This window comes from Limnospira sp. PMC 289.06, assembly GCF_032350395.1.
Classification (GTDB): Bacteria; Cyanobacteriota; Cyanobacteriia; order Cyanobacteriales; family Microcoleaceae; genus Limnospira; species Limnospira platensis.
The window spans coordinates 1-393 of record NZ_JARPLC010000516.1 but is presented as its reverse complement, the minus strand read 5'-3'; the positions used below and the strand labels follow the sequence as shown (position 1 = coordinate 393).

1 protein-coding gene is annotated in these 393 nt (G+C 50.6%); it reads left to right on the top strand.

Annotation, left to right across the window (positions count from 1 at the left end; translation table 11 throughout):
* Positions 1–393: tetratricopeptide repeat protein (locus P5674_RS26815; RefSeq protein WP_315670508.1), on the top strand; the 393-nt coding region annotated here is incomplete at both ends.

The window sequence follows — 393 nt, the reverse complement described above, 5'->3', positions numbered from 1 at the left end:
TTAACATACTACCAGCAAGCATTACCCATTAGGCAGGAAGTGAGCGATCGCGCCGGTGAAGCCACTACTCTCCATAATATCGGTGCAGTTTACCACGCTATCGGTCAACCCCAGGAAGCCTTAACATACTTACAGCAAGCATTACCAATATGGCGGGAAGTGAGCGATCGCGCCGGGGAAGCGGCTACTCTCAATAATATCGGTGGAGTTTACAGCGCTATCGGTCAACCCCAGCAAGCCTTAACATACTACCAGCAAGCATTACCCATAAGGCGGGAAGTGAGCGATCGCGCCGGGGAAGCCACTACTCTCAGTAATATCGGTGTAGTTTACAGCGATATCGGTCAACCCCAGCAAGCCTTAACATACTACCAGCAAGCATTACCCATAAGG